Origin of the sequence: Pseudarthrobacter sp. NamE2 (assembly GCF_005796205.1) — a bacterium.
Taxonomy (GTDB): Bacteria; Actinomycetota; Actinomycetes; order Actinomycetales; family Micrococcaceae; genus Arthrobacter.
Map to the genome: position 1 here is coordinate 216,908 of NZ_VAHN01000001.1, position 20,913 is coordinate 237,820.

At 66.6% G+C, this 20,913-nt stretch carries 17 protein-coding genes; 11 read left to right on the plus strand and 6 right to left on the minus strand.

Going from position 1 to position 20,913, the window contains the following annotated elements:
• Positions 1–3: 3 nt before the first annotated feature.
• Together FDW83_RS01045 and FDW83_RS01050 are read right to left on the minus strand one after the other, a co-directional pair.
• Entirely contained in the window at positions 4–873 is an 870-nt protein-coding gene (locus FDW83_RS01045; RefSeq protein ID WP_138135764.1) for an aldo/keto reductase, read from the minus strand.
• Positions 874–883: 10 nt separating this feature from the next.
• The gene (locus tag FDW83_RS01050; protein ID WP_138135765.1) at positions 884–1,858 is read right to left on the minus strand and encodes a sugar-binding transcriptional regulator; all 975 of its coding nucleotides are present in this window, start codon (positions 1,856–1,858) and stop codon (positions 884–886) included.
• A 126-nt stretch (positions 1,859–1,984) separates the two neighbouring features.
• Here FDW83_RS01050 and FDW83_RS01055 point away from each other — a divergent pair, with 126 nt between their 5' ends.
• From FDW83_RS01055 to holA, 8 genes are all read left to right on the plus strand, one after another.
• Positions 1,985–3,778 carry a glycerol-3-phosphate dehydrogenase/oxidase gene (locus tag FDW83_RS01055; protein WP_138135766.1) on the plus strand — a complete coding sequence of 598 codons (1,794 nt, stop codon included), beginning with the start codon at positions 1,985–1,987 and terminating at the stop codon, positions 3,776–3,778.
• A gap of 92 nt (positions 3,779–3,870) precedes the next feature.
• Entirely contained in the window at positions 3,871–4,620 is a 750-nt protein-coding gene (locus FDW83_RS01060; protein WP_138135767.1) for an MIP/aquaporin family protein, read from the plus strand.
• A 60-nt stretch (positions 4,621–4,680) separates the two neighbouring features.
• Positions 4,681–6,195, plus strand: a complete 1,515-nt coding sequence (gene glpK / locus FDW83_RS01065) for a glycerol kinase GlpK (protein WP_138135768.1) — start codon at positions 4,681–4,683, stop codon at positions 6,193–6,195.
• A 254-nt stretch (positions 6,196–6,449) separates the two neighbouring features.
• A complete protein-coding gene (gene leuS, locus FDW83_RS01070; protein ID WP_138135769.1) occupies positions 6,450–8,972 on the plus strand; it encodes a leucine--tRNA ligase in 2,523 nt (840 codons plus the stop codon).
• 63 nt (positions 8,973–9,035) lie between these two features.
• Complete coding sequence (locus tag FDW83_RS01075; RefSeq protein ID WP_138135770.1) at positions 9,036–10,031, plus strand: DegV family protein; 996 nt, start codon at positions 9,036–9,038, stop codon at positions 10,029–10,031.
• A 60-nt stretch (positions 10,032–10,091) separates the two neighbouring features.
• On the plus strand, positions 10,092–10,985 hold the full coding sequence (locus tag FDW83_RS01080) for a ComEA family DNA-binding protein (protein WP_138135771.1): 894 nt from the start codon (positions 10,092–10,094) through the stop codon (positions 10,983–10,985).
• A gap of 1 nt (position 10,986) precedes the next feature.
• Entirely contained in the window at positions 10,987–13,074 is a 2,088-nt protein-coding gene (locus FDW83_RS01085; RefSeq protein ID WP_240720794.1) for a ComEC/Rec2 family competence protein, read from the plus strand.
• Positions 13,023–13,916 (plus strand): DNA polymerase III subunit delta, encoded by an 894-nt coding sequence (gene holA / locus FDW83_RS01090; protein WP_240720795.1) that lies wholly within the window; start codon positions 13,023–13,025, stop codon positions 13,914–13,916. The genes FDW83_RS01085 and holA overlap by 52 nt, the downstream gene beginning before the upstream one ends.
• 69 nt (positions 13,917–13,985) lie before the next feature.
• Here holA and rpsT read toward each other — a convergent pair whose 3' ends face one another.
• Together rpsT and FDW83_RS01100 are read right to left on the minus strand one after the other, a co-directional pair.
• Positions 13,986–14,246, minus strand: coding sequence for a 30S ribosomal protein S20 (rpsT, locus tag FDW83_RS01095; protein WP_138135773.1), 261 nt, complete (start codon positions 14,244–14,246; stop codon positions 13,986–13,988).
• A 180-nt stretch (positions 14,247–14,426) separates the two neighbouring features.
• A complete protein-coding gene (locus FDW83_RS01100) occupies positions 14,427–14,969 on the minus strand; it encodes a type II toxin-antitoxin system PemK/MazF family toxin (protein ID WP_138135774.1) in 543 nt (180 codons plus the stop codon).
• Positions 14,970–15,128: 159 nt separating this feature from the next.
• Between FDW83_RS01100 and lepA the strand changes: the two genes are divergently transcribed.
• Positions 15,129–16,982, plus strand: coding sequence for a translation elongation factor 4 (lepA, locus tag FDW83_RS01105; RefSeq protein WP_171027400.1), 1,854 nt, complete (start codon positions 15,129–15,131; stop codon positions 16,980–16,982).
• A 36-nt stretch (positions 16,983–17,018) separates the two neighbouring features.
• On the plus strand, positions 17,019–18,248 hold the full coding sequence (hemW, locus tag FDW83_RS01110; protein WP_138135775.1) for a radical SAM family heme chaperone HemW: 1,230 nt from the start codon (positions 17,019–17,021) through the stop codon (positions 18,246–18,248).
• Positions 18,249–18,281: 33 nt separating this feature from the next.
• Here hemW and FDW83_RS01115 read toward each other — a convergent pair whose 3' ends face one another.
• Positions 18,282–18,701 carry a DUF4870 domain-containing protein gene (locus FDW83_RS01115; RefSeq protein WP_138135776.1) on the minus strand — a complete coding sequence of 140 codons (420 nt, stop codon included), beginning with the start codon at positions 18,699–18,701 and terminating at the stop codon, positions 18,282–18,284.
• Positions 18,702–18,821: 120 nt separating this feature from the next.
• On the minus strand, positions 18,822–19,670 hold the full coding sequence (locus FDW83_RS01120) for a DUF3097 domain-containing protein (protein ID WP_138135777.1): 849 nt from the start codon (positions 19,668–19,670) through the stop codon (positions 18,822–18,824).
• Between the two features lie 173 nt (positions 19,671–19,843).
• Between FDW83_RS01120 and hrcA the strand changes: the two genes are divergently transcribed.
• Positions 19,844–20,857 (plus strand): heat-inducible transcriptional repressor HrcA, encoded by a 1,014-nt coding sequence (gene hrcA, locus FDW83_RS01125; protein WP_138135778.1) that lies wholly within the window; start codon positions 19,844–19,846, stop codon positions 20,855–20,857.
• The last annotated feature ends 56 nt before the right edge of the window (positions 20,858–20,913 follow it).

The following is a 20,913-nucleotide window of genomic DNA, read 5'->3' on the forward strand; positions in this document are numbered from 1 at the left end:
GTCCTAATTCACCTTGTCCGGGTGTGAGCCGGTGCGGTAGCCCCGCTCCAGGCCTGCGAGCGCTGCCATATCCCGCTCGGACAGCTCGAAGCCGAAGACGTTGAAGTTTTCCCTGATACGCGCTTCAGAGCTGGCTTTGGGAATGGCAACGTGCCCCAGCTGCATATGCCACCGCAGGATGACCTGCGCCGGGGTCCTGCCGTGTTCCGCGGCGCAGGCTTTGATGACGGGATCATCCAGGACCTGGCCCCGGCCAAGGGGGCTCCATGCTTCGGTCATGATGCCCAGTTCCTTGTGCTTGCGCCGCAGTTCTTCCTGCTGCAGCCAGGGATGCAGTTCCACCTGGTTGACGGCGGGTACCACCTCGGCTGTCTGCAGCAGCCGGTCCAGGTGGGCGGGCTGGAAGTTGCTGACGCCTATGGCGCGGACCCGGCCTTCCCGGTACAGGGTTTCGAGGGCGCGGTAGGTATCAGGGAACAGGCCCTTCCGGGGACAGGGCCAGTGAATGAGGTACATGTCCACATAGTCCAGGCCGAGGTTGACCATGGAATCGTCGAAGGCCCGCAGTGTGGCGTCGTAACCGTGGTGGTCATTCCATACCTTGGTGGTGACGAAGACGTCCTCCCTGGACAAGGCCGGAAAAAGCTCGCCGGAACCACCGCTGCCTGCCCCGGGGCTGAGTTGCGGATTGATGCCGCGGGCGACGCCCAGCTCGTTGCCGTACATCGCGGCCGTATCGAAGTGGCGGTAGCCGGCTGCAAGGGCCATGGCCACGAGGCTTTCCGCAGAGGCCGGCGGCACCTTGTACAGCCCGAAGCCAAGCTGGTGGATCAGCACACCGTTGTTCAGGCTGAGCCGGGGTGACATTCTCATGGCATCGACTCTACCCATTCAGGCCGGCCAGCCCTTCGAAACGCACCAGCCTCCGCGCGGTGGCCTCGTCCAGGATCAGGTCCGTGGCCAGGTTGGCCGCCAGGGCGCCCCGCAGGCCGTTGATTTTCGAGACGCCGGAAACCACGCAGATGCGGCGCCGGACCCGCCGAAGCTGTGACAGTGCCGGCCCTGTTGAGCGCTCGTTGAGGACGATGCCGTCGGATGACCCGTCCGCCCGGAAGAACACCGTGGCTACGTCTCCCACCACGTCAGAGGTGGCCAGCGTGTTCAGGTCATCCTCGTCCAGATACCCGCCGGCATACACGTGGCTTGGGTAGTCCGCGTGCACTGACCCCACCCCGAAGATGGCAATGCTCATCTTGGCCTGGAGCTCAAGGATGCGTTGCACGCTGCGTTCGTTCCACATGGCCGCCTTGGTGGCCGCGTGGTCGAAAAACGCAGGTACCGGGAACGGTTCAACCCGCGCACCGTAGGCGCTGCCGAACCGCCGCATGATGTCGCTGGCATAGGTAATGCCGGTGGTGTGCATGTTGCCCGCACCGTTGAGCTGCACGATCACGCTGTCATGGGTAATTTTCCTGGTCAGGTGCCGGCTTACTGCGCTGAGCGTGGATCCCCAGGCAACGCCGACGATTGCGTTCGAGTCCACCAGCGGACCGATCGTGCGCGCTGCCTGGATGGCAACACGGTCCAGGGTTTCCGCCTCGTTAAGGGTTTCGAGGACCGGGACCACGTGGACGTCCACGTTGTACCTCCGCCGGATCATGCTTTCCAGCTCCGGCCCGGTGTCCAGCGGGTTCCGGATTTGCACCTGGACCAGCCCTGACTCGCGCGCCGCGGAGAGCAGGCGGGACACCGTGGACCGGGAAGTGCGGAGTTCTCGCGCGATGGCGTCCATCGTGAGGTCCTGCAGGTAATACATCTGTGCAGCCCGGAGGGCATCGGCGTGCCGCGAAGAGTCCATTGATTTTCCGTCCTGCACGTTTGTGCATAGTCCTTGACGCCATTTTCCATTACTCCAAACAATAGATGAGAACGCCGTCCCACCTTTCGTGTGGCCGGACCTCCACGAAGCCCCAAGGGAGCAGTTTTGGGACCCAAAGATTCCGCTGTCCATCACCCCGTCTCCGCAGCAGGCCCTGCAGTGGAACGCAGCTCAGTCCAAACCCTCCGGAGGCGGCCGCACGCAAAGGTGCTTGTGGTGGGGGGCGGAATTAACGGCTCCGGCATTTTCCGTGATTTGGCCCTGCAGGGCGTGGATGTGGCTCTCGTGGAGCGGGGCGATTACTGCCAGGGCGCCAGTGGCGCTTCGTCCCATATGATCCACGGCGGCATCCGCTACCTTGAGAACGGCGAGTTCCGGCTGGTCCGGGAATCGGTGGTGGAGCGGAACCGCCTGCTCCGGATCGCGCCGCACTACGTCAAGCCGCTGCAGACCACCATTCCGATCTTCAGCACCTTTTCCGGCGTGCTCTCCGCTCCGCTTCGCTTCCTGACGCACAAGCAGCAGGGCAGGCCGAAGGAGCGCGGCGCATTTTTGATCAAGCTGGGCCTCAGCCTGTACGACTCGTTCTCCCGGGACGGCGGCAGCGTTCCGCGGCACCGGTTCCACGGCCGGAAATCAGCGCTGGCTGAGCTCCCGGATCTCCGCCCGGACGTCAAATACGCAGCCACCTACTTTGACGCCTCCGTGCACAATCCCGAGCGGCTGACCCTTGATGTCCTGCAGGACGGTGAAAAAGCCGGACGGGACGGTGCCGCCCGCGCCAGCAACTACGTCTCATTGCAGTCCATGACGGACACTCCCAACCCGGGCACCGGCCGGGGCGGCACGGTCCGGCTGCGCGACGAGCTGACGGGCGGGGAGTTCGACTTCACGGCCGACGTTATCGTCAACACTACGGGCGCCTGGGTGGATCTCACCAACGCGGCCATGGGACAGGCCTCGACCTTCATGGGCGGAACCAAAGGTTCCCACATCGTGCTGGACAACCCGGCGCTGCTGGACGCCTGCCGGGGCCGGGAAATCTTCTTCGAACACACGGACGGGCGGATTGTCCTCATCTACCCGATGGGGGACCGGGTCCTGGTGGGAACAACGGACGTGGATGCCGATATGGCGGAGGACGCCGTCTGCACCGACGAGGAAATCACATATTTCTTCGACCTGATCGGCCATGTGTTCCCCTCCATCCCGGTCAACAGCGGACAGATTGTCTACACGTTCTCCGGCGTACGGCCGCTTCCGCGCCACGACGCCACTTCGCCCGGCTTCGTCTCGCGGGACTACCGGATCGAACGGCGCGGCCCGGCAACCGACGCCACAGGCGCCGTCGTGCTCAGCCTGGTAGGCGGCAAATGGACCACCTTCCGGGCGCTGGCCGAGCACATGACCGACGAGGTCCTCACCGAACTGGGCCTGCAACGGAAGGTGTCCACGGCGCAGCTTCCCATCGGCGGAGGTTCCGGATTCCCGGCGGACGAAGCGGGCGTGCAGCAGTGGATCAAAGCGCATATGGCCCCCGGCAGGGACGCCGACCGCACGGCCGGGCTGCTGACCCGCTATGGCACCCGTGCGGAAGCGGTCATGGAGTACCTCGACGCCGGACCCGACCGGCTGCTGCACTCCACCCGCGAACTGAGTGTCCGTGAACTCGAATACATGGCCGCCCACGAACAGGTGGGGCACCTGGTGGATGTCCTCATCCGCCGCACCCCGCTCGCCTTCCGCGGGCTGGTCACCGGCGAACTGCTGAATGAACTGGCAGAGGTGCTGGCCGGACCGCTGCATTGGGACGCAGCTGCGCGGGCCTCGGAGATCAAGCACGCGCAGGACGTGCTGAAGCGGTTCCACCGGGTGGAAACGCACAGCCTGGTCGCTTAGGCCAGGATGCCGGCAGGGGCGGCAACCCGTTCCTGCCAACACGGTCCGCCAAACCGCGGGGGACCGATAACAAAATAAAAAAGGAGTCAAAGATGTCTCTTGGAGTTGTGTTCTTATCGGAAGTATTTGGCACTGCCATGCTGACCCTGCTGGGCTGCGGCGTGGTGGCAAACGTCGCCCTGCGCGGAACGAAGGGCAACAGCGGCGGATTCCTGATGGTCACATGGGGCTGGGGTGTCGCCGTTTTCGCCGGCGTCTACGTTGCCGTGCAGTCCGGCGCCCACATCAATCCCGCCGTCACCCTTGGGTTGCTTGTCAACGGCAAGCCGGAATATGCCCCGGATGTACCCGTTGACGCCCTCTCCACGTTGACGTACTTCGGCGGGCAATTTCTGGGCGCCTTCCTGGGTGCTGTGGTGTGCTGGCTGGCCTACAAGCAGCACTTCGACGGCGAACCGGAACCCGCCGCCAAGCTCGGCACCTTCTCTACCGGCCCCGCCATCCGCTCCACCCCCTGGAACCTGGTGACCGAGATCATCGGCACCTTCGTCCTGGTCTTCGTGATCCTCACCTTCGGCGGAACGCCCTCCGGCCTTGGCCCGCTCGCTGTCGCGCTGCTCGTCGTCGGCATCGGCGTCTCCCTCGGCGGACCCACCGGGTACGCGATCAACCCGGCCCGCGACCTTGGCCCCCGCATCGCCCACGCCGTGCTTCCCATCAAGGGCAAGGGCTCCAGCGACTGGGGCTATTCCTGGATTCCGGTGGTGGGCCCGCTGGTCGGTGGAGCCCTTGGCGGCTTCGTCGCCAGGATTGTCCCCATCATCGCCACCGCCGCCGCCTGATTTTCCCCCAACGCCCAGCCAATTGACACTGACAAGCCCCAACCAGACAAGGACGTCATCATGAACCAGTACGTAATCGCCATCGACCAGGGAACCACCAGCACCCGCGCCATCATCTTTGACCACACCGGAAGCATCGTCTCGTCGGGGCAGATGGAACACGAGCAGATCTTCCCGAAGGCCGGCTGGGTGGAACATGACGCTACGGAGATCTGGGACAACACCCGCGAGGTCATCGCCTCCGCCCTCTCCAAGGCGAACCTGACCCGGCACGATATCGCCGCCGTCGGCATCACCAACCAGCGCGAAACCGCCGTGGTCTGGGACCGGACCACGGGCAAGCCTGTGTACAACGCCATCGTGTGGCAGGACACGCGAACCCAGGACATCGTGGACGCGCTGTCGAAAGACGGCGGGGCGGACCGCTTCAAGCAGAAGGTGGGCCTGCCCCTGGCCACATACTTTTCCGGCACCAAGATCAAATGGATTCTGGACAACGTCGAGGGCGCCCGGGCAAAAGCCGAAGCGGGGGACCTCCTCTTCGGGAACACCGACGCGTGGGTGCTGTGGAACCTGACTGGCGGCGTGGACGGCGGCGTCCACGTCACGGACGTCACCAACGCGTCCCGCACGCTTTTCATGGACCTGGAGAGCCTGCAGTGGGATGACGAAATCCTGGGCATCTTCGGCGTGCCGCGCAGCATGATGCCGGAGATCAGGTCCTCCTCGGAGGTGTACGGCCAGGTCCACGGCTCGCAGCTGCTCCGCGAAACGCCCGTCGCCGGCATCTTGGGCGACCAGCAGGCAGCCACCTTCGGCCAGGCCGCTTTCGAGACCGGCGAGGCCAAAAACACCTACGGCACCGGCTGCTTCCTGATCTTCAACACCGGCGAGGAGATCGTCCACTCCAAGAACGGGCTGCTGACCACCGTCGGCTACAAGCTCGGCGACGCCAAGCCGCACTACGCCCTGGAAGGGTCCATCGCCGTCACCGGCTCGCTCATCCAGTGGCTGCGGGACAACCTGGGCATGATCAGCAGCGCCCCGGAGGTGGAAACACTGGCCGCGTCCGTGAAGGACAATGGCGGGGTGTACATTGTCCCGGCGTTCTCCGGCCTGTTCGCCCCGTACTGGCGCTCGGACGCACGCGGGGCGATCGTGGGCTTGACCCGGTTCGTCAACAGGAGCCACATTGCCCGCGCCGCGCTCGAAGCCACAGCCTTCCAGACCCGCGAGGTCCTCGATGCCGTCAACGCCGACTCGGGTGTTCCGCTCAGCGAGTTGAAGGTCGACGGCGGCATGGTGGCCAATGATGCGCTGATGCAGTTCCAGGCGGACATCCTGGGTGTCCCCGTCATCCGCCCCAAGGTCATCGAGACCACGGCGCTGGGAGCGGCCTACGCGGCCGGCCTGGCTGTTGGGTTCTGGAAGGACCTCGGTGAACTGTCCGCCAACTGGTCGGAGGACAAGCGCTGGGAGCCCCAGCTCGACCAGGCCGAACAGGACCGCCAGCTGCGGCTCTGGCGGAAGGCCGTCACCAAATCCATGGACTGGGTGGACGAGGACGTCCGGTAAGCGTTACCACGCTGGCCGGGCCGGGGAGGTAATCCCTGGCCCGGCCAGGCCTTTCCAGGGTGCGCTAAAGTAGTTTCATGCGTGCGATCCTTCTGCTTAGCTAGCCGCCGGATATCCGAAACAACGGGTAACCGCGCGGCAGCCCCTCCATGGTGAGGGGCTTTTGTGTGTCCGGGCGGATTTCCGGGCGGGCAGCAGGAGGATCAGGCCGTTATGGCAGCACAAGTGCCGTAACAGAACAGAAGAGGGCAGCAGTGGGCGTTCAGCCGGAGACAGAAACCGGAGCAGCAGTGGCAGCGGAAGCACCCGGGGAGGGTACGTACAGCTTCACGGCGATGGAGGCCAAGTGGCCGCAGGTGTGGGAAGACCTCAAGGTCTTCACGCCTGTCGACGACGGATCACGGGAACGCCGGTACGTGCTGGACATGTTCCCCTACCCGTCCGGCGACCTGCACATGGGCCACGCTGAGGCCTTTGCCATGGGCGATGTGGTGGCCCGCTACCTGCGCCAGCAGGGCTACGACGTGCTGCACCCGATCGGCTGGGATTCGTTCGGCCTGCCGGCCGAAAACGCCGCCATCAAGCGCAACGCCCATCCCAGCGAGTGGACCTACGCAAACATCGACACCCAGGCTGCGTCCTTCAAGCGCTACGCCATTTCGGCCGACTGGTCGCGCCGGTTGCACACCTCGGATCCCGAGTACTACCGCTGGACCCAGTGGCTCTTCAAGCGGTTCTACGAACGCGGGCTGGCTTACCGCAAGGACTCCCCGGTCAACTGGTGCCCGAAGGACCAGACAGTCCTGGCCAATGAGCAGGTTGTCAACGGCGCCTGCGAGCGCTGCGGCACCACTGTCACCAAGAAGTCGCTGAACCAGTGGTACTTCAAGATCACGGACTACGCGGACCGGCTGCTCGACGACATGGAGCAGCTGCGCGGCCACTGGCCGGAGCGCGTCCTGGCCATGCAGAAGAACTGGATCGGCCGTTCCGAGGGTGCGCACGTCAACTTCGTGATCGAAGCCGATGCCGGCAAGCCCGCCAAGGAAGTCACGGTGTTCACCACCCGGCCGGACACCCTGTACGGCGCCACCTTCTTCGTTGTGGCGGCGGATGCACCACTGGCCGCGGAACTCGTTACCGACGAACACGCTGCTGCCCTGGACGAGTACCGCGAACGGGTCAAGGCGCTGTCCGATATCGAACGGCAGTCCACCGAGCGGGAAAAGACCGGCGTGTTCACCGGGCGCTACGCCATCAACCCGCTGAACGGTGAAAAGCTGCCCGTCTGGGCCGCCGACTACGTCCTGGCCGACTACGGCACCGGGGCCATCATGGCTGTGCCCGCGCACGACCAGCGCGACCTGGACTTCGCCCGCACCTTCGGCCTGCCTGTCCGGGCCGTACTGGACACCGGCGAGGACGATCCCGCGGTGTCCGGTATTGCCACCGCCGGTGAAGGCACCCTGATCAACTCCGGCGAGCTGGACGGCCTGCCAAAGGCTGAAGCCATTCCGGCCGCCATAGCCATCCTGGAACGCCAGGGCACAGGGGAGAAGTTCGTCAACTTCCGGCTCCGCGACTGGCTGCTCAGCCGCCAGCGCTTCTGGGGCACCCCCATCCCCATCATCCACTGCCCGTCCTGCGGCGAGGTGCCGGTGCCCGACGAGCAGCTGCCCGTCACCCTGCCCTCGGACCTGCGCGGCGAGGACCTCGCGCCCAAGGGCACCTCGCCCCTGGCTGCTGCCGAGTCCTGGGTCAACGTGGAGTGCCCGTCCTGCCACGGTCCGGCCAAACGTGATACGGACACCATGGACACCTTCGTCGACTCGTCCTGGTACTTCCTGCGCTTCGTCTCGCCCCAGTACACCGAAGGTCCGTTCGACCCGCAGAAGATCAACGACTGGATGCCGGTGGGCCAGTACGTGGGCGGCGTGGAGCACGCCATCCTGCACCTGCTGTACGCCCGTTTCTTCACCAAGGTCATTAACGACCTCGGCATGATCGAGGCCAATGAGCCCTTCAGCGCGCTGCTGAACCAGGGCCAGGTGCTCAACGGCGGCAAAGCCATGAGCAAGTCCCTGGGCAACGGCGTGGACCTGGGGGAGCAGCTGGACAAGTACGGTGTCGACGCCGTCCGCCTCACCATGGTCTTCGCCTCCCCGCCCGAGGACGATGTGGACTGGGCAGACGTGTCGCCGTCCGGGTCGGCCAAGTTCCTGGCCCGCGCCTGGCGCCTGGCGCAGGACGTGGCCAGTGCACCGGGTACCGATTTCACCGGCGGCGACCGCGCCCTGCGTTCCGTGACGCACCGCACCATCGCCGACTCCGCGGAACTGCTGGACGCGAACAAGTTCAACGTTGTGGTGGCCAAGCTCATGGAACTGGTCAACGCTACCCGCAAGGCAATTGACTCCGGCGCAGGCGGCGCTGATCCCGCCGTGCGCGAAGCAGCCGAAGCCGTGGCCATCATCCTCAGCCTTTTCGCCCCCTACACCGCCGAGGACATGTGGAACGTCCTGGGCCACCCGGCGTCGGTGGCGAATGCCGGCTGGCCTGCCCACGACCCTTCACTGCTGGTCCAGGCCACGGTCACCGCGGTTGTGCAGGTCCAGGGCAAGGTCCGGGACAGGCTCGAGGTGTCGCCTGGCGTTTCGGAAGACGAGCTGCGGGAACTGGCGCTGGCCTCGGAGAACGTCCAGCGCGCCATGGACGGCCGCGGCATCCGCACGGTTATTGTCCGGGCACCTAAACTGGTCAACATCGTCCCGGCCTAGCAGTTGCGCCGGATCCGGCCACCGGTAACATCCGGTGGCCGGCCACCCCGACCGGGAGGCCTTTTGACCGAGAGTTCCGCTGCTGCCTGGCCGTGGTTCCGCGCCCGGCTGGCCGGCCTGCGCTTCGCGCCGCGGCCGCGCACCCACGGCGGCCAGGCCGCCGTCGTAAGGACGGCCATTGTCACTGACTCCGCTGCCGCCCTGCCGGCCTCCTGGGTTGCCGGACTCGGGGTGGAAGGACTGCTCTCGGTCATTCCCATGCCCGTGATGGTGGGGCAGGACATTTACGGCGAGGGTGAAGACGACATCCTGGAGACCATCGCGCTGGCGCTGGCCACAGGTACCCCGGTCAAGACGTCCAGGCCGTCCCCCGGGCAGTTTGAGCAGGCGTACCGTGCCGCCCTTCGCCAAGGGTATGAGTCGGTCGTCTCCATCCATATTTCCGGCGATCTTTCCGGCACTGCGGACGCCGCGCGCCTTGCCGCGGCCCGGGTGGACATTCCCGTGGAAGTGGTCGATTCCCGGACGGTAGGCATGGCACTGGGAATGGCGGTGCAGGCCGGGGTGGAAGCGGCGGCCGCCGGCGCCGACGCTGCCGCAACGGCCGCTGCCGCTTCGAACCAGGCCGGACGGACACGGGTGTACTTCTACGTCCCCAGCCTGGAGCAGCTTCGCCGCGGCGGGCGGATTGGCGCAGCCGCGTCCCTCCTGGGAACCATGCTGGCCATCAAGCCCATCCTCGCAGTAGAGGGCGGCAAGATCGTTCCGCTGGAAAAAGTGCGCTCGGCTTCGCGGGCGGTGGCGCGGCTCGAGGAGATTGTCGCTGCCGAGGCGCAGGCGCACCCCGCAACGTCCGTCCGGCTCGCCGTCCACCATTTCGGCAATTCGGCGGAGGCCGAAAGCCTTGCCGTCCGGTTGGCGGCAGCGCTTCCGGAATGCCCGCCCGCCCAGATCAGCTCGTTGCCCGCCGTGCTGGCCGCCCACGCCGGCCTTGGTGTCCTGGCGGTCATCGTCGGCCGGGACGGCGGGACCGGCGCATCGTTACCCGGGTCCCCGTAGGCTGTCCACATAGCAGCGGACCTGCTGTCCTGCCCGGGAGCGTTTCCATAGCCTGAAGTTATGTGGCGCCGGGATGCTGAAGCAGATGGTCCGGCGCGCCATGCCAGGGCCAGGCTCCAGGCGACGCTGGGCGGGGGGCCGCGCGGGCTGCTGATGCAGGATACCGCAGGGCAGGAGTTTGAATACCGGAACCCGGGCGATGCTGCTTCAGACAGTCCGTGCCCTGACTCCCGGCCGGGCGAGGACGCGGAGACGGCGGGGGTGGGGCCGGTACTGCGCTGGCGGCTGGGACTGCGTGCCGCCATCCTGCTCGGAGTCCTGGCTGTGGCTGCAGGAGCGTTCTTTTGGTGGCAGACGGCCTCCAACCGGCCGCAGGTCCTTCCCCTGGCCGGTGCCGCCAGCACGGAAGAAGCACTTCCCGGCGGCAGTGCGGGCGAGGGCGCCGGCACTGCCGCTGATGCCGACGCTCCAGGCACCGCCGATCCTGCCGCCGCCGGTGCCGGGACAGTCGTGGTCCATGTCGCCGGGGCTGTCACGTCTCCCGGCATTGTGCAGCTGCCGGCGGGAAGCCGGGTTCACGAGGCCATCAATCACGCAGGCGGTGCCGCCCCCGATGCAGACCTGAACCGCCTCAACCTGGCGCTCGTCCTTGAGGACGCCCAGAAGATCCACGTCCCGCGGCAGGGAGGAGACGCTCCACCGGCTCCGGACCAGCCCGGCATACCCGGCCCTGCCAGCGGGGGAGCCGACGCGCCCGCCGGTTCCAAGGTGAACCTCAATACTGCGGGCGTCGCAGAGTTGGATGCCCTCCCGAAAGTGGGGCCTGTGCTGGCCCAGCGGATCGTCGACTGGCGTGAAGATCATGGGGCCTTCAAGAGCGTGGACGAACTGGACGCCGTGGACGGCGTGGGGCCTAAGATGCTCGAGCAGCTGCTGCCGCTGGTGACGGTGTGACATGAACGGACTGCAGAAACGGGCAGGGGTGGGCAGCGGTACAGGGCGGCCGAAGCCCAGCCCGTGGAGCCGGTTTATTGAATCCGCCGTCACCGCCGGTGAAGCCCGGGGCGCAGGTGCCGGGCCGGCCACCACAAGCGTTCCGGAAGGCGAACGGAAGTGGCCCGCCGCCAAGCAGCTTCGTGCACGCATCAGCGGGTACCTGAAGAAGGGCTCCGGAGGCGGGGACGGGGACGGCGCCGGGAGGGAGTCCCCGCGCCGCCGGACTGATGTGCGCCTTGCCTTGCCCGCGGCCATGGTCTGGGCGGCTTCCGTCGCCGGGCTGTGGCTGCCGCCGACGCCCCTGGCCATTCTGTGCCTGGCCGGAGTATGCACCGCGGCAATACTGCTGGCCACCGTGCTGCGGACAAGACCCGCCGGGCGTTACCCTGCCAGGCGCAGTTTCGCTGCCACGACCGCTGTTGGCCTTATGCTGTCGGCCGCTGCCGCAGCGCATTCCTCCGCAGCCTCGAGCCAGCGCTTCGACGGGCCACTTGCCGAAGCCATAGCGTCGGGCAAAACCGCGGTGGCCGTCGTCGAGGTGGCCGGCACCCCGCGGTCCCTCAGCATGCCGGGACAGGTAGGGCCGCCGGCGCGGTGGTCAGTGCCTGTATGGACGGCGGACGTTGCCACCGGTGGCGTGGTGCTCCGAACACGCGCACAACTTGTGGTTACAGGCACGGGCGAGTGGGGCACTGTGGTGCCGGGCCAGACAGTGCGGGCCACAGGGAAGCTTGGCCCCGCCGACCCGGGCAGGGTGGAAGCAGGCACCCTTTCCGCTTCATCACCTCCGGGCAGGGCAACCGGCGGATCAGGGCTCGAGCGTGCCGCAAAGGACCTGCGGATGCGGTTTGTGGCCGCGTCCTCCTACCTGGCACCGGACGCGGCCGGGCTGCTCCCGGGCATGGTGACAGGGGACACCAGCGCCCTTGACGCGGGACTGGAAAACTCGATGAAGACGGTGGGCATGACACACCTGACGGCTGTCAGCGGGGCGAACTGCAGCCTGGTACTCGGCGCCCTGTTGCTCGCTGCCCGCGGGGTCCGGCTGCCGCGGGCCTTAGCTGCCGCAGTGGCCCTGGGTGGTTTAGGCCTGTTCGTGATCCTTGTTGGCCCGGACGCGAGTGTCCTGCGGGCGGCGCTGATGGGAGGGGTAGCGGTGGCCGCCCTCGCCAGCGGACGCTCCGGACGGGGCTTGAGTTTCCTCTGCCTGGCAGTGATAGGCCTCCTCCTCATCGATCCTGGGCTGGGCGGCAGCTTTGGTTTCCTGCTCTCCGTCCTCGCGACCCTGGGGATCATCGTGGTGGGACGGCGCATAATTGACTGGACCCCATCTTTTGTTCCCCGCTGGGCGGCTGCGGCCGTGGCCGTTCCCCTGTCCGCGCAGGTGCTGTGCGGGCCCGTCATCGTGCTGCTCCAGCCACAGTTCTCGACGTACTCGCTTCTGGCGAACGTGGCCGCGGCACCGTTGGTGGCCCCGGTGACGCTGCTGGGTACGGCAGCCGTTCCCATCGTGGCAGTGGCGCCCTGGCCCGCACTTGTGCTCATCGCGGTGGCGGGAACTTTTTGTGCAGGCATTGCCGGCACCGCGAGGTTCGCCGCGGGGCTGCCAGGGTCGTCACTGCCGTGGCCGGAAGGGATTTACGGGATGCTGACCATGCTCCTTCTCTCCGGCGTGACGCTGGCTGCCGCCTGGGCGGCCGCGCGTCCGGGGCAGGTTGTCCGCCTCGCAAGGGCTGCCCACCGGCGCGCGGAAGCCCTGCTTGGACAGGTGGAGCAGCAGCTTACGTTGCTGCGGCACCGCTGCCGCTTTGTCTGCAGCCGTGAACGTGGCAGGCTGGAATACTCCACCAATCTCTCCCGAAGGGATCCCCGATGGCCGCTGCGCAAAAGCGAGCAACCCGTTCCCCGTCCCCGGACGCGTCCGCCTGGCGGGAAGCAGCACCGGCGGCCGTGGTCCTGGTCAGCGGGCCAGAAGAATACCTTGGGATCAGGGCGATGGACAGCATCCGTTCCAAGGTCCGCGCGTCCTCCCCGGACGTCGAAGTGAGCCGCATCAGCGCCGCGGCATACGAGCCGGGAACACTGTCCATGCAGGTCAGCCCGTCGCTCTTCGGGGAGAACAAGCTCATCGAGGTCGAAGGCGTGGAATCCCTGAACGAGGTGTTCCTGGCCGATGCCCTTGACTACCTGGGACACCCCGAGCCGGACGCCGTACTGGTCCTGCGCCACGGCGGGGGTACGCGGGGCAAGAAGCTCCTCGACGCCGTCAAGAAAGGGGGCTGGCCCGTGGTGGACTGCCAGCCCCTCAAGAAAGACGCCGACAAAATCGCGTTCGTCAGCGCCGAGTTCAAGGCCGCCGGCCGGAGGATCGACCAGCAGGCCGTCCTCGCCCTTGTCAACGCAGTAGGGGCCAACCTTTCGGAGCTGGCGGCCGCCTGCAGCCAGCTGATTGCCGACGCCGGCCCTGCCGTAACGGCGGACGTTGTGGACCGGTACTACGGCGGGCGGATCGAAGCGACAGCTTTCAAAGTGGCGGATGCGGCGATGGCGGGCAACGGCCCTCTTGCCCTCTCCACGCTGCGACACGCCCTGGCTACCGGCGCGGATCCGGTACCTCTCGTGGCCGCGCTGGCAGCCAAGCTGCGGACGGTGGCCCGGGTGGCGGGCGCGTCCGGTCCGGCAGCCCAGATAGCCGCCGAACTCGGCATGCAGCCCTGGCTGGTGGAACAGGCCCAGCGGGAGGTCCGCCGCTGGACGCCGGAGGGACTCGTCCGGTCCATCCAGGCGACAGCTGAGGCTGATGCACAGGTGAAGGGGCTGTCCCGTGATCCCGTCTACGCCGTTGAACACGCAGTAACGGTCATATCCATGTCCGTTCAGGGGAGGTAGGAACTTAAAGACATGTGGCCGGTACCCGAGGGTACCGGCCACATCATCAGTTCGCAGGAACTGGAAACCTTAGAGTGCGTTGACCTTCTTGGAGATCGCCGACTTGCGGTTCGCTGCGTTGTTCTTGTGCAGAACACCCTTGCTGACGGCCTTGTCCAGCTTGCGGCCGGCAACCTTCAGGGCAGCGGCAGCTGCGTCCTTGTCCGTGGACTCAACGGCGGTGTTGACCGCGCGGATGGCCGTCTTCAGCTCGGACTTGACTGCGTTGTTGCGCAGGCGGGCCTTCTCGTTGGTGAGAATGCGCTTCTTCTGGGACTTGATATTCGCCACGTGTGAACTCTCTTTATAATGCGGAAATGGTCTAGAGGGCTGTCAGATTGGCCATTGACTGAGCGGCGTGGGGATACCTATGGCGGCCAACCATCAGTGGCCGTCGACCTGCACGGACACACAGCTGTAAATAATAGCAGGTCAGCTCCCCGTCTGGCCATTCCGCGGCCGGCGGCGGAGCTAGGTCCAGCCGTGCCTGCGCCGCAGTCCGGCAGCTACCGCCTCGAACCGTCCCCGCTCCAGCACTGCACCTTCCCGCCGGATCTCCCCGGGCCTGATTTGCAGGATGCGGTCCAGCCGTGCCTCACTGGGCCTGGATTGGCGGTCCCAGCCGCCGGCGCCGACGTCCACGTAGTCCCCGGCCGCGGGCCCTGCCGGCACCCGGTCCCTGCTGGTGAGCATCAGACCCAGCAGATACGGGCCGCTGCGTCCCACCAGCAGTACAGGGCGGTCCTTGCCCAGGGAGTAGTCCTCTTCGTAGGGGACCCACGCCCACACAACTTCCCCGGGGTCCGGCGCACCGTCAGGGTTCGGCGCGTACCGGACGGACGAGCGCCCGTGGAAATCACCCGGGTAGGTGCCGGTGCCACTGCCCGCCCCGGCGGATCCGCGGGGTGCAGTGCCGGCTGTCATCCCATTGCCGGCCCCTGTGGAGCCGCCGGCCCGAAGCAGCCGGAGACCGGTGCGGACGGCGCGGCGGAGGTCCAGGAGTTTGAATGCCATGACGCCACCCTATAACCGCCCCTTGTGCATGTTGCCGGGATGCGGTGCCAGCGGCCCGGACGTGGGACACTGGAGGTTGACGATGTGCGGCGGAACCGCAGGGGCCTTTTCGGGTGATCCTGCCGGCTGCCGCGATAAAGCCAACAGTAAGGACCCTGCGTGTCTCCCATGGCCCGCACCGCCCCGGTGCCCGCCGCGACAGATCCGGCCATCATTCGGAATTTCTGCATCATCGCGCACATTGACCACGGTAAGTCCACCCTGGCCGACCGCATGCTGCAGTCCACGGGCGTGGTGCAGGCACGCGACATGAAGGCCCAGTACCTGGACCGGATGGACATTGAGCGTGAGCGCGGCATCACCATCAAGTCCCAGGCTGTCCGCATGCCATGGGAGGTGGACGGCGTCAGCTACGCGCTGAACATGATCGACACCCCCGGCCACGTTGACTTCACCTACGAAGTGTCCCGCTCCCTGGCAGCCTGCGAAGGTGCCGTCCTGCTGGTGGACGCGGCCCAGGGCATCGAGGCGCAGACGCTCGCCAACCTCTACCTGGCAATGGAGAACGACCTCACCATCATCCCGGTGCTCAACAAGATCGACCTGCCGGCAGCGCAGCCGGAGAAGTACGCGGCAGAGCTGGCCAACCTGATCGGCGGCAACCCCGAGGACGTCCTGCTGGTCTCCGGCAAGACCGGCGTAGGCGTCGAGGCCCTGCTCGACAAGATCGTCACGGACCTTCCGGCCCCCGTGGGGAACGCTGATGCCCCCGCCCGCGCCATGATCTTCGACTCCGTCTACGACACCTACCGTGGAGTGGTCACCTACGTACGTGTGGTGGACGGCATGCTCCACCCGCGTGAGCGCATCCAGATGATGTCCACCAAGGCCTCCCACGAGCTCCTGGAAATCGGCGTCAGCTCCCCGGAGCCCACCCCGTCGAAGGGCCTGGGCGTCGGTGAGGTGGGCTACCTCATCACCGGCGTGAAGGACGTCCGCCAGTCCAAGGTCGGGGACACCGTCACCAACCTTGCCAAGCCGGCGTCGGAATCCCTCAGCGGCTACGCGGACCCCAAGCCCATGGTGTTCTCCGGGCTCTACCCGCTGGACGGCACGGATTACCCGGTCCTCCGCGACGCCCTGGACAAGCTCAAGCTCAACGACGCCGCCCTGATCTACGAGCCGGAAACGTCAGCCGCCCTGGGATTCGGATTCCGCGTCGGCTTCCTGGGCCTGCTGCACCTCGAAATCGTGCGGGAACGCCTGGAGCGGGAGTTCAACCTGGACCTCATCTCCACCGCACCCAACGTGGTGTACGAGGTCACGCTGGAGGACAAGAGCGTCCTGACCGTCACCAACCCCAGCGAATTCCCGGCCGGAAAGATCAAGGAAGTCCGGGAGCCGATGGTGTCCGCCACCATCCTGGCCCCCAACGAGTTCGTCGGGGCGATCATGGAGCTGTGCCAGGGCCGCCGCGGGCAGATGAAGGGGATGGACTACCTCTCCGAGGACCGCGTGGAACTGCGCTATTGGATCCCGCTCGCCGAGATCGTCTTTGACTTCTTCGACATCCTCAAGTCCAAGACGCGCGGCTACGCTTCGCTGGACTGGAAGGCCGACGGCGAACAGGTGGCCGACCTGGTCAAGGTGGACATCCTGCTCCAGGGCGAACAGGTGGACGCCTTCAGCGCCATCACCCACAAGGACAAGGCCTACGCCTACGGCGTGATGATGACCAGCAAGCTCCGCGAGCTCATTCCGCGGCAGCAGTTCGAGGTGCCCATCCAGGCAGCTATCGGTTCCCGGATCATCGCGCGCGAGAGCATCCGGGCCATCCGCAAGGACGTCCTTGCCAAGTGCTACGGCGGCGACATCTCGCGTAAGCGCAAACTGCTGGAGAAGCAGAAGGAAGGCAAGAAGCGCATGAAGATGGTGGGCCGCGTGGAGGTCCCGCAGGAGGCCTTCATCGCCGCGCTCACCACCGACGAGTCCAAGGACAAGGCCAAGAAGTAGTGATGACAGTGGCCGTAAGCTTTAGAGGCCGCAGCAATGCCTAGCGTTCTTCCCCTCGGCGACCCTGCGCCGTCGGACGGTCTGCTGCCTGCCCAGGCGGCGGAAGGTGCCGCGGACCGGGCGTTCGGGCTGTACGTCCACATTCCGTTCTGCGCGGTGCGCTGCGGGTACTGCGACTTCAACACCTACACGGCCACCGAACTGGGCGGCGGCGCTTCGCAGGATGCTTATGCCCGCACTGCCGAATCCGAGGTGGCCTTCGCCGCCAAGGCCCTTGCCGCGTCGGGGGTTCCGGCGCGGAAGCTCAGCACGGTCTTCTTCGGCGGCGGAACGCCCACGCTGCTTCCCGCGGCTGACCTCGCGCTGATCCTGCGTGCCGCCATTGATGAGTGGGGCATCGAAGACGGTGTGGAGGTCACTACCGAGGCAAATCCGGATTCGGTCACGCCCGAGTCCCTCGCCGTCCTCAAGGAGGCCGGGTTCACGCGCGTCTCCTTCGGCATGCAGTCGGCGGTTCCGCACGTCCTCAAAGTCCTGGACCGCACCCATACACCCAGCCGCGTTCCGCAGGTGGTGCAGTGGGCACGCGAAGCGGGTCTCGCCGTCAGCCTTGACCTGATCTACGGAACACCGGGCGAGTCCCTTGACGACTGGCGGTATTCCCTGGAGACCGCCCTGTCCTACCGGCCTGACCACATCAGCGCCTACGCGCTGATTGTCGAGGAGGGCACCAAGCTGGCGGCGCAGATGCGGCGCGGCATGGTTCCCAAAATTGACGACGACGACCACGCGGACAAATACGAACTGGCCGACCAGCTCATCACCGAAGCAGGCCTGGGATGGTACGAGGTCAGCAACTGGGCACGCACGCCCGACCAGGCGTGCCGCCACAACCTGGCCTACTGGCGGGGGGATGACTGGTGGGGGATCGGCCCAGGTGCCCATTCCCATGTGGGGGGCGTCCGCTGGTGGAACGTCAAGCACCCCACAGCGTATGCCGGCCGCCTCGCGCAGGGACAGTCGCCGGCTGCAGGCAGGGAAACGCTGGATGCGGAGACCCGGAACGTGGAGCGGATCATGCTTGAGGCGCGGTTGCGGACAGGCCTGGACGCTTCCGCGTTGAGTGCTGCCGGGCGGCATGAAATTGCCGGCCTGATTGCCGACGGCCTGGTGGACCCCGTGGCGGCGTTCCGCGGAAACCTTGTCCTCACGCTGAAGGGCCGCCTGCTGGCCGACGCTGTAGTGCGCCGGCTCCTCCCGGACTAGCCGCGAGGGTGCGGGCGGGGGAGCCGGTGGGGACTACTTGATCCAGCGCAGGTTGTACTGGTAGCGGTGCGGCTGTCCCTTGTTCACATGGATGCCTGCGGCCACTGAGAAGCACGTCAGGGCGATCCAGATCAGTGTGGCAATAACGGCAAAGATGTTCCCGACCACGGGGATGAAGACCAGGATGTTGGCCACAACGGCTGCGATGGTGGGCGGAAGGCTAAAGTTCAGCGCTTCCTTGGATTCCTGGGCGGTGAACGGCCCGCGGTCACGGAAAATCAGGAAAATGAGCAGCGCAGGCACGCAGCCGAGGATCCCGCCGAAGTGCGCCAGGGTGGCCCACTGCCTGTCCTCGCTTGCCGTCAGGGGCAGCGCGTTCGCCGGGACGCCATGGTATTCGGAGCGGCCCGGGCCGTCCTGGCTGTCCCTGTGATCACGTGCGTTTTCTGCCACAGTCTGTTCCTTCGAGAGTGCAAATGGTGCGGAATGCCGGCAGGCCGGCTGCGGCGCGTGCATGGTCGATGCGGCTGCCGCAGTACCAAGGATACTGGCTGTCCGGTGCCGGACTTCCCATCAGGGAACGGTGAGGAAGTCGATCACTTCCTCAACCCGGCCCAGCAGCGACGCTTCCAGGTCCGCGTAGGTCCGTACCGCGCCCAGCAATTTCTGCCAGCCGAGCCCGATGTCTTCCTTGGTTGCGTGCGGCCACCCGAACGCCGCCAAAATCCCGGTCTTCCAGTCCTGTCCCCGGGGTATGTCAGGCCAGCGTTCGATACCAAGGACCGACGGCCGGATGGCCTGCCATACGTCGACATACGGATGGCCGACAATAAGCACGTTCCCGGCGGCACCCGGGGAGGCCATAACCGCCTCGGCAATGCGGGACTCCTTGGAGTCGGGCACCAGGTGGTCGACGAGCACGCCGAGGCGCCGGCCCGGCCCCGGGCGGAAGCCCGCCACAGCCGCCGCCAGGTCGTCGATGCCGTGAAGGGGCTCGACGACGATGCCTTCCACCCGGAGGTCGTCGCCCCACACTTTTTCCACAAGTTCAGCGTCGTGCTTGCCTTCCACCCAGACGCGGCTGGCCTTGGCAACCTGCGCGCGCTGGCCTGCCACCCGCACCGAGCCCGATGCAGTCCTCCCGGCGCCCGTCCCCGTAGCCGCCCGGGGTGCCGGCGGCATCAGGCGGATCGCGCGTCCCTCAAGAAGGAAGCCGTAACCGAGGCGGAAAGTCCGTGACTTGCCCCGCCTGTCCTCGAGGGCAACAACGTGCATGCCACCGGACTTTTCCACGCGGGTAACGGCGCCCACCCAGCCCGACTGGACGTCTTCCAGCACCATGCCGCGTTCGGCGGGCACTTCCGGCAGTTTGGTCTGCACGGGAGCGGACATGTCCCGGGGCCCCCAGTTCTGGTAATCCATGGCTCGTCTCCGCCCAGCGCTTGATCGGTGCCCGCGGGAGTTTCGCCCGGAGCGGTACCAATGCTAGCAACGGGGCGAGGCATAATAGACTGTTAGCACTTTGGCATGTCGAGTGCTAACCATTGAGAACGCCCGGGGTGCGCAGCCGCCCCGACCCTGGATGGAGGTGGAGTGTGAGCGAGCCACGCAAACTGGAAGTACTGCGGGCCATCGTGGAGGATTACGTCCACTCCCGCGAGCCGGTCGGTTCCAAGGCGCTGGTGGAAAGGCACCACCTCGGAGTTTCCAGTGCCACGATCCGCAACGACATGGCCGCGCTTGAGGAGGAAGGCCTCATCACGGCCCCGCACACCAGTGCCGGACGGATTCCCACGGACAAGGGTTACCGCCTGTTCGTCGACCAGATCTCCGCCGTCAAGCCCCTGTCGCAGGCCGAACGCCGGGCCATCCAGTCGCTGCTGGAAGGTTCGGACGACCTCGACGACGTCCTCGAGCGCACTGTCCGCCTGCTGTCCCAGCTCACCAACCAGGTGGCAGTGGTTCAGTACCCGCACCTCAGCCGGGCCCTGATCCGCCACATTGAGTTCGTCCTGCTGGCGCCCCGGAAAGTGCTGGTGGTACTGATTGCCGACAGCGGCAAGGTGGAACAACGGGTCATCGACGTCGGCCAGGACCTCGGGGACGACGCCCTCGCCGGGCTGCGGACCCGGTTCCTCGGCTCCCTCGCCGGAACGCCGCTGGGCCAGCTCGGGCAGTCCCTTCCCGCCGTCGTCTCCGCTGTCAGCCCCGGCCATCGCCAGGCCGCCCAGGCACTCGCCCAAGGGCTCGAACTGCTTGCCCATAGCAGCCGCGAGGACCGCATGGTCATGGCAGGCACGGCCAACCTCGCACGGTCCAACGTTGACTTCCCACTCAGCATCGGCCCTGTGCTGGAAGCCCTGGAGGAGCAGGTGGTGATGCTGCGCCTGTTGAGCGAGATGGCGCAGGACCACCACGGCGTGGCGGTCAGCATCGGGCGGGAGAACCCCTACGACGGCCTCGCCGAAGCATCCGTGGTGGCTACCGGCTACGGACCGGACAGCGCAGCGAAGGTCGGCATCCTGGGACCCACCCGCATGGACTACCCCACCACCATGGCCGCCGTCCGGGCCGTCGCCCGCTACCTTTCCCGGATCCTGGGACCCTAAGCGGCCCGCCGCGGCCCCACCGCCGCCCGGACCACGGACAGGGAACCCCTACCGCA